The organism is Citrobacter sp. S55_ASV_140 (assembly GCF_018919505.1).
Taxonomy (GTDB): Bacteria; Pseudomonadota; Gammaproteobacteria; order Enterobacterales; family Enterobacteriaceae; genus Citrobacter; species Citrobacter werkmanii.
Genome location: NZ_JAHLQZ010000168.1, coordinates 1 through 8,862, shown reverse-complemented (window position 1 = coordinate 8,862; position 8,862 = coordinate 1). Strand labels below are relative to the sequence as shown.

The following is an 8,862-nucleotide window of genomic DNA, read 5'->3' as shown; positions in this document are numbered from 1 at the left end:
GTATGCGCCAAACCGTTTTGTGCTCGATTGGGTAAGGGACAAATACCTTAATAATATTAATGGATTACTAAATAACTTCTGTGGAGCGGATGCCCCACAGCTGCGCTTTGAGGTCGGAACTAAACCCGTCACGCAAACGCTGAAGACGCCGGTAAATAACGTTGTCGCGCCTGCCCATGTGGCGCAACAGGTACAACCGCAACGTGCTGCTCCTGCGGCGCGCCCTGGTTGGGACAACGTCCCGGCTCCGGCAGAACCTACCTATCGCTCTAACGTCAACGTCAAACATACGTTTGATAACTTCGTTGAAGGTAAATCTAACCAACTGGCGCGCGCGGCGGCACGTCAGGTGGCGGATAACCCTGGCGGCGCCTACAATCCGTTATTCCTTTATGGTGGTACGGGTCTGGGTAAAACCCACCTGTTGCATGCTGTCGGTAACGGCATTATGGCGCGTAAACCGAACGCGAAAGTGGTGTATATGCACTCCGAGCGTTTTGTGCAGGACATGGTTAAAGCTCTGCAAAACAATGCGATCGAAGAGTTTAAACGCTACTACCGCTCCGTCGACGCGCTGCTGATCGATGACATCCAGTTCTTTGCCAACAAAGAGCGCTCGCAGGAAGAATTCTTCCACACCTTCAACGCCCTGCTGGAAGGTAATCAGCAGATCATCCTGACGTCGGATCGTTATCCGAAGGAGATCAATGGCGTTGAAGATCGACTGAAATCCCGCTTTGGCTGGGGGCTGACTGTTGCGATCGAACCGCCTGAGCTGGAAACCCGCGTGGCGATCCTGATGAAAAAAGCTGACGAAAACGACATTCGTCTGCCGGGTGAAGTGGCGTTCTTTATTGCCAAGCGTCTACGCTCTAACGTGCGTGAACTGGAAGGCGCACTGAACCGCGTGATCGCCAACGCCAATTTTACCGGCCGGGCGATTACCATCGATTTCGTGCGCGAAGCGCTGCGCGATCTGCTGGCTTTGCAGGAAAAGTTGGTCACCATCGACAATATTCAGAAGACGGTGGCGGAGTATTACAAAATCAAAATTGCGGATCTGCTGTCAAAGCGTCGATCTCGCTCGGTAGCTCGTCCGCGCCAGATGGCGATGGCGCTGGCAAAAGAGCTCACTAACCACAGTCTGCCGGAAATTGGCGACGCGTTTGGTGGGCGTGACCATACTACCGTGCTTCATGCCTGCCGCAAGATTGAGCAGTTGCGTGAAGAAAGCCATGATATTAAAGAAGATTTCTCCAATTTAATCAGAACATTATCTTCGTGACGCTATGAAATTTACCGTTGAACGTGAACATTTATTAAAACCGCTTCAGCAGGTCAGCGGCCCGCTGGGTGGACGTCCTACACTGCCGATCCTCGGAAACCTGCTGCTGCAGGTCGCTGACGGTGCGCTTTCTCTGACTGGTACCGATCTCGAAATGGAGATGGTGGCGCGCGTGGCGTTGATCCAGCCTCATGAACCTGGTGCTACTACCGTTCCGGCGCGTAAATTCTTCGACATTTGCCGCGGATTGCCGGAAGGCGCGGAAATTGCCGTTCAACTGGAAGGCGACCGCATGCTGGTACGCTCTGGTCGCAGCCGTTTCTCGCTGTCCACGCTGCCTGCCGCCGACTTCCCTAATCTGGATGACTGGCAGAGCGAAGTCGAATTCACCCTGCCGCAGGCCACGATGAAGCGCCTGATTGAAGCCACGCAGTTTTCGATGGCGCATCAGGACGTGCGTTACTACTTAAACGGCATGCTGTTTGAAACCGAAGGGGAAGAGCTGCGTACCGTGGCGACCGACGGTCACCGTCTGGCGGTTTGTTCAATGCCTGTCGGTCAGCCGTTGCCCAGCCATTCGGTGATCGTACCGCGTAAAGGCGTGATTGAACTGATGCGTATGCTCGACGGCGGTGACAACCCGCTGCGCGTGCAGATTGGCAGCAACAACATTCGTGCGCACGTGGGCGATTTCATCTTCACCTCCAAGCTGGTTGATGGCCGTTTCCCGGATTATCGCCGCGTATTGCCGAAGAATCCGGACAAACATCTGGAAGCCGGTTGCGATATCCTTAAACAGGCGTTTGCCCGTGCGGCAATTCTTTCTAACGAGAAATTCCGCGGCGTGCGTCTGTATGTCAGCGAAAATCAGCTCAAAATCACCGCCAACAACCCGGAGCAGGAAGAAGCAGAAGAAATTCTGGATGTCTCCTATCCTGGTACAGAACTGGAAATCGGTTTTAACGTGAGCTACGTGCTTGACGTTCTGAACGCGCTGAAGTGCGAGAACGTGCGTATTTTGCTGACCGATTCCGTATCGAGCGTACAGATTGAAGATGCGGCCAGCCAATCCGCAGCCTATGTCGTCATGCCTATGCGCTTGTAAAGAATATCGGGCTATCTTACTTGTTATTCTGGTTCCGGGCAGTGCTCGCACAAAATACGAAGTATTTTGGACGTCCTATGGACGGCCCGAAGGGCGAGCGCAGCGAGCAATCCTCACGTACTTCAGTACGCTCCGGTTGCTGTGCGCTGGCCGTAACCAGACTAACTGCGACGATAACGCCCTGGTTATGAGTTGATATGTCGCTATCCCGACTGCTAATCAAAGATTTCCGCAATATTGAAAATGCGGATCTCGCTTTATCCCCCGGCTTTAACTTCCTGGTTGGCGCGAACGGCAGCGGCAAAACCAGTGTGCTGGAAGCCATCTATACGCTCGGCCATGGCCGGGCGTTTCGCAGTTTGCAGATTGGCCGCGTGATTCGCCACGAGCAGGAGTCGTTTGTTTTACACGGACGATTACAGGGAGAAGAGCGCGAGACATCGATTGGTCTGACGAAAGACAAACTGGGCGACAGCAAAGTGCGCATTGACGGCACTGACGGGCACAAGGTCGCTGAACTGGCGCACCTGATGCCGATGCAGCTGATCACGCCAGAGGGGTTTACTTTACTCAACGGCGGCCCCAAATACAGAAGAGCATTTCTTGACTGGGGATGCTTTCACAATGAAGCCGGATTTTTCACCGCCTGGAGCAACCTGAAGCGACTGCTCAAGCAGCGCAATGCGGCACTGCGCCAGGTGAGTCGTTATGAGCAACTGCGCCCGTGGGATAGAGAACTTATTCCGCTGGCGGAACAAATCAGCACCTGGCGCGCGGAGTACAGCGCGGGTATCGCGCAGGATATGGCGGATACCTGCCAGCAGTTTCTTCCCGAGTTTTCTCTCTCGTTCTCTTTCCAGCGTGGTTGGGAGAAGGAGACAGATTATGCCGAGGTGCTGGAACGCAGTTTTGAACGCGATCGCATGTTGACCTACACCGCACACGGCCCGCATAAGGCGGATTTCCGCATTCGTGCCGACGGTGCGCCGGTAGAAGACACGTTGTCGCGTGGGCAGCTAAAACTGCTAATGTGCGCCTTACGTCTGGCGCAAGGGGAGTTCCTGACCCGTGAAAGCGGACGGCGCTGCCTGTACCTGATAGATGATTTTGCCTCTGAACTGGATGATGCGCGTCGCGGGCTGCTGGCCAGCCGCTTAAAAGCCACGCAATCTCAGGTCTTTGTCAGCGCAATCAGCGCTGAACACGTTATAGACATGTCCGATGAAAATTCGAAGATGTTTACCGTGGAAAAGGGTAAAATAACGGATTAACCCAAGATAAAATGAGCGAGAAACGTTGATGTCGAATTCTTATGACTCCTCCAGTATCAAAGTCCTGAAAGGGCTGGATGCGGTGCGTAAGCGCCCGGGTATGTATATCGGCGACACGGATGACGGCACCGGTCTGCACCACATGGTATTCGAGGTGGTAGATAACGCTATCGACGAAGCGCTCGCGGGTCACTGTAAAGATATCGTGGTAACGATTCACGCGGACAACTCCGTGTCTGTTACCGATGATGGCCGTGGTATCCCAACCGGTATTCACCCGGAAGAGGGCGTTTCGGCGGCGGAAGTTATCATGACTGTTCTGCACGCAGGCGGTAAATTCGATGATAATTCCTATAAAGTTTCCGGTGGTTTGCACGGCGTAGGTGTCTCCGTCGTTAACGCCCTGTCGCAGAAACTGGAGCTGGTGATTCGTCGTGAAGGCAAAGTGCATCAGCAAACTTACGTGCATGGTGTGCCGCAGGCGCCGCTGGCGGTAACAGGCGAAACGGAAGTAACGGGTACACAGGTCCGTTTCTGGCCAAGCCATGAAACCTTCACTAACGTGACCGAGTTCGAATACGACATTCTGGCGAAGCGTCTGCGCGAGCTGTCATTCCTGAACTCTGGCGTCTCTATTCGTCTGCGCGATAAGCGCGACGGCAAAGAAGATCATTTCCACTACGAAGGCGGCATTAAGGCGTTTGTTGAATATCTCAACAAAAACAAAACGCCGATCCACCCGAATATCTTCTACTTCTCCACCGAAAAAGACGGTATAGGCGTTGAAGTTGCGCTGCAGTGGAACGACGGCTTCCAGGAAAATATCTACTGCTTCACCAACAACATTCCGCAGCGTGACGGCGGGACTCACCTTGCAGGCTTCCGTGCGGCGATGACCCGTACCCTGAACGCCTACATGGACAAAGAAGGCTACAGCAAAAAAGCCAAAGTCAGCGCCACCGGTGACGATGCCCGTGAAGGCCTGATTGCGGTGGTTTCCGTGAAAGTGCCGGACCCGAAATTCTCCTCGCAGACCAAAGACAAACTGGTCTCCTCTGAGGTGAAATCGGCGGTTGAACAGCAGATGAACGAACTGCTGAGCGAATACCTGCTGGAAAACCCGTCTGACGCGAAAATCGTCGTCGGCAAGATTATCGATGCGGCCCGTGCCCGTGAAGCAGCACGTCGCGCGCGTGAAATGACCCGTCGTAAAGGCGCGCTGGACTTAGCCGGTCTGCCGGGCAAGCTGGCGGACTGTCAGGAACGCGACCCGGCGCTGTCTGAACTGTACCTGGTGGAAGGGGACTCCGCGGGCGGCTCTGCGAAGCAGGGGCGTAACCGTAAGAACCAGGCGATTCTGCCGCTGAAGGGTAAAATCCTTAACGTCGAGAAAGCGCGTTTCGACAAAATGCTCTCCTCACAGGAAGTGGCGACGCTGATTACCGCGCTCGGCTGCGGCATTGGTCGCGACGAGTACAACCCGGACAAACTGCGTTATCACAGCATCATCATCATGACCGATGCGGACGTCGACGGCTCGCATATCCGTACGCTGCTGTTGACCTTCTTCTATCGTCAGATGCCGGAAATCGTTGAACGCGGCCACGTTTACATTGCGCAGCCGCCGCTGTACAAAGTGAAGAAAGGCAAGCAGGAACAGTACATCAAAGACGATGAAGCGATGGATCAATACCAGATCTCTATCGCTCTGGATGGCGCAACGCTGCACACCAACGCCAGTGCGCCTGCCCTTTCAGGTGAGTCGTTAGAGAAACTGGTTTCTGAATACAACGCGACGCAGAAAATGATTGGCCGTATGGAACGTCGTTTCCCGAAAGCGCTGCTGAAAGAGCTGGTTTATCAACCGACGCTGCCGGAAGCTGATTTGGCGAACGAACAGAACGTTACCCGTTGGGTTAACGCGCTGATTACCGAGCTGAACGAAAAAGAACAGCACGGTAGCCTGTGGAAGTTTGATGTTCACCATAACGCAGAGCAGAATCTGTTTGAGCCGATTGTACGCGTACGTACTCACGGTGTGGATACCGACTATGTGCTGGATCACGAGTTTGTGACCGGTGGCGAGTACCATCGTATTTGCACGCTCGGTGAGAAGTTGCGCGGGCTGATCGAAGACGATGCGTTTATCGAACGTGGCGAGCGTCGCCAGCCGGTGGCCAGCTTTGAGCAGGCGCTGGAATGGCTGCAGAAAGAGTCTCGTCGCGGTCTCGCTATTCAGCGTTATAAAGGTCTGGGCGAGATGAACCCGGAACAGCTGTGGGAAACGACCATGGATCCGGAAAGCCGTCGCATGTTGCGCGTTACTGTGAAGGATGCGATTGCCGCTGACCAACTGTTCACTACCCTGATGGGCGATGCCGTCGAACCACGCCGCGCATTTATCGAAGAAAACGCCCTGAAAGCGGCGAACATCGATATCTGACGTGTATCCCGGGCCTGCTCCTGTAGGCCTGATAAGCGGAGCGCCATCAGGCAGTTTTTTGTTTTTGCCGGATGGCGGCTTAGACCTTTTCTGTCTACAACCGAACCACAAAAGGGGAATCTTGATTCCCCTTTCTATCCTCCTTTTCGTAGCTGTTTTTTGAGCGGAATCGCGTTAGCATGAGGGCGGACTCATTTAATCCGGGGAACTCATGGCTATCAAACTTATTGCTATCGACATGGATGGCACACTTCTGCTGCCCGATCACACCATTTCACCTGCAGTCAAAACGGCAATTGCCGCGGCACGCGCGCGTGGCGTTAACGTAGTGCTGACCACGGGACGCCCGTATGCCGGCGTTCACAGCTATCTGAAAGAACTGCACATGGAACAACCCGGTGACTACTGCATTACCTACAACGGTGCGCTGGTGCAGAAAGCAGGCGATGGCAGTACTGTGGCGCAAACCGCGCTGAGCTATGATGATTATCGCTATCTGGAGCAACTCTCCCGGGAAGTTGGCTCGCATTTCCACGCGCTCGATCGCAACACGTTGTATACCGCTAACCGTGATATCAGTTATTACACGGTGCATGAATCGTTTGTCGCGACGATTCCGCTGGTGTTCTGTGAGGTTGAAAAAATGGATCCGGCGACCCAGTTCCTGAAAGTGATGATGATTGATGAGCCGGAGATCCTCGACAAGGCCATCTCGCGCATTCCGGCGGAAGTGAAAGAAAAGTACACCGTGCTGAAAAGTGCGCCGTACTTCCTCGAAATCCTTGATAAACGCGTCAACAAAGGGACTGGCGTAAAATCGCTGGCCGATGCGTTGGGAATTAAAGCCGAAGAGGTTATGGCGATTGGCGATCAGGAAAACGACATCGCGATGATTGAATACGCCGGCGTGGGCGTTGCGATGGATAACGCCATTCCAACGGTGAAAGAGATCGCCAACTTTGTGACGAAATCTAATCTGGAAGACGGTGTTGCCTGGGCCATTGAGAAGTACGTCCTCTCCTGATGTGCGTTATGCCTGGCTTCGGCCAGGCATAAAACATTAAGAATGTTATAAAAATCACGTTTGTATTATCAGATGTGAAACCGCACATTAATCCCCCCATTTAGTACGCAACTTCTATACTCTCCCACCTTCTTTTATATTCAGGCGGTTCCTGCCTGCAACTATGTTTTCTTATGACTAACACAAGCATTCGCCTGGTGTTGATGACGTCTTCCTGTTTGATTTTTCAAGCCTGTGCTGCGACGGATTCTGGCTCAACGTTAACACCTTTGTATGATTATCAGGATGATGGTCAGGCCGCTTCTTTGCCGGTAAAACCGGCGACTAAACCTGCTGCAAGCCACTCCGTTTTGCCCTTTTTAGGTGACGAGGCGCGTAAACGTGGTTACGACCTGCCTGAGCCGTTTGGTGTGAATATTAACTACATGAATATCAGGCAGAATATTAATGTAGACAGTATTAACTTTAATGGCCTTTCTTTGGGGGGTCATTCGCTGGATAACGCATTCAAAATTAACGTTGGCAATACGCGCGAGAGAAGCAAAACAGAAACCCTGAAACTGGATGCCTGGCTGCTGCCGTTTATGAACGTCTATGGCCTGGTGGGCTATACCGACGGTCACTCCGTTTCGCAGATTGGTGTAGGCATTAAAGGTCCACGCAAAGTTCACACGCCAGACAATTTGCAAAACCTGGCGTTTCAGCTCGACTTTAAAGGCACGACCTACGGTGTGGGGACGACACTGGTGGGCGGTGTGGGTAACTGGTTTACGGCTTTTGATGCCAATTATACTCAGACGCAGTTTGACATTCTTGACGGTAGTATTGATGCCTTCACGGTTTCTCCGCGAGTCGGTTATCGCTTTACCACCCCGGGTGTGGAAGCACTGTACTTGCCGTCCGGCAAGCTGAATCTGTGGATTGGCAGTATGTATCAGGACGTGCAGCAAGAATTCAGGGGTAGCCTTAGCGATCTCAATATGCCGTCTGAGACGCTGCAGAAAATGGTGGATATCGCGAATAAGGACGGCAATGGCCGTTTCGACGTTAAACAGCATCTGCAATCCCCCTGGAACGTACTGGTTGGGGCGCAGTATGAATTGACCCGAAACTTTAACGTGACGACCGAAATTGGCTTTGCCGACCGTAACAGCTTTTTCATGGCTGGAGAGTACCGCTTTTGATCCGCCTCGCTTTCTTGTTGTTGGTGAGTCTGTTCGCCTGCATTGCGCAGGCAGAATTACCGACCCGCGACGAAGTTGACGGCTGGCTGAATACACTGGGCGCCAGCGATAACTTTAACGCCAGCAAAGGTATCGATTGGGGCGTAATGCCGGGGCCGTTTTACACTCCGGAGCTGGGGTTGGGGATAGGTACCGCGGTGGTGGGAATGTATCGCCCAGACCCAAACGACACGGTGAGTCAGAACTCGACGCTGACCCTCAGCGGCTACTTTAGCTCAACGGGCGCTTTCGGCGTCACTATGCAAAATTATGCTTTTTTTGCCGACGATCGCTGGCGTTTCTTTCTCAATGGCGCATTAACCGATACGCCAACCTGGTACTGGGGGCAGGGATTTAGTGCCGGAGATAAAGACAGCCAGAAACAGCAATATACGGCTCAGGATCTGGATCTGCACCCCACGTTATATCGTCGGGTAGCGCCTAATATCTATCTGGGCGTCGGCTGGTCGCTGAACGCGCAACATGCTGCGCAAATGGATGGTAATGATCC

At 53.2% G+C, this 8,862-nt stretch carries 6 protein-coding genes and 1 pseudogene; all 7 read left to right on the top strand.

Annotation, left to right across the window (positions count from 1 at the left end):
- Positions 1 to 1,285 (top strand): chromosomal replication initiator protein DnaA (gene dnaA, locus KQJ18_RS18770; RefSeq protein WP_216422488.1); only part of this gene is annotated, 1,285 nt, incomplete at its 5' end.
- A 4-nt stretch (positions 1,286 to 1,289) separates the two neighbouring features.
- On the top strand, positions 1,290 to 2,390 hold the full coding sequence (dnaN, locus tag KQJ18_RS18765) for a DNA polymerase III subunit beta (protein WP_005121477.1): 1,101 nt from the start codon (positions 1,290 to 1,292) through the stop codon (positions 2,388 to 2,390).
- Positions 2,391 to 2,587: 197 nt separating this feature from the next.
- Complete coding sequence (gene recF / locus KQJ18_RS18760; RefSeq protein WP_069323651.1) at positions 2,588 to 3,661, top strand: DNA replication/repair protein RecF; 1,074 nt, start codon at positions 2,588 to 2,590, stop codon at positions 3,659 to 3,661.
- A 28-nt stretch (positions 3,662 to 3,689) separates the two neighbouring features.
- The gene (gyrB, locus tag KQJ18_RS18755) at positions 3,690 to 6,104 is read left to right on the top strand and encodes a DNA topoisomerase (ATP-hydrolyzing) subunit B (protein ID WP_006687741.1); all 2,415 of its coding nucleotides are present in this window, start codon (positions 3,690 to 3,692) and stop codon (positions 6,102 to 6,104) included.
- A 211-nt stretch (positions 6,105 to 6,315) separates the two neighbouring features.
- Positions 6,316 to 7,128 carry a sugar-phosphatase gene (gene yidA / locus KQJ18_RS18750; protein ID WP_216422486.1) on the top strand — a complete coding sequence of 271 codons (813 nt, stop codon included), beginning with the start codon at positions 6,316 to 6,318 and terminating at the stop codon, positions 7,126 to 7,128.
- 203 nt (positions 7,129 to 7,331) lie between these two features.
- A complete protein-coding gene (locus tag KQJ18_RS18745; protein WP_038642952.1) occupies positions 7,332 to 8,312 on the top strand; it encodes a hypothetical protein in 981 nt (326 codons plus the stop codon).
- Positions 8,309 to 8,862: pseudogene (locus tag KQJ18_RS18740) on the top strand (hypothetical protein); the annotation flags it as partial. The gene KQJ18_RS18745 and the pseudogene KQJ18_RS18740, both read left to right, overlap by 4 nt.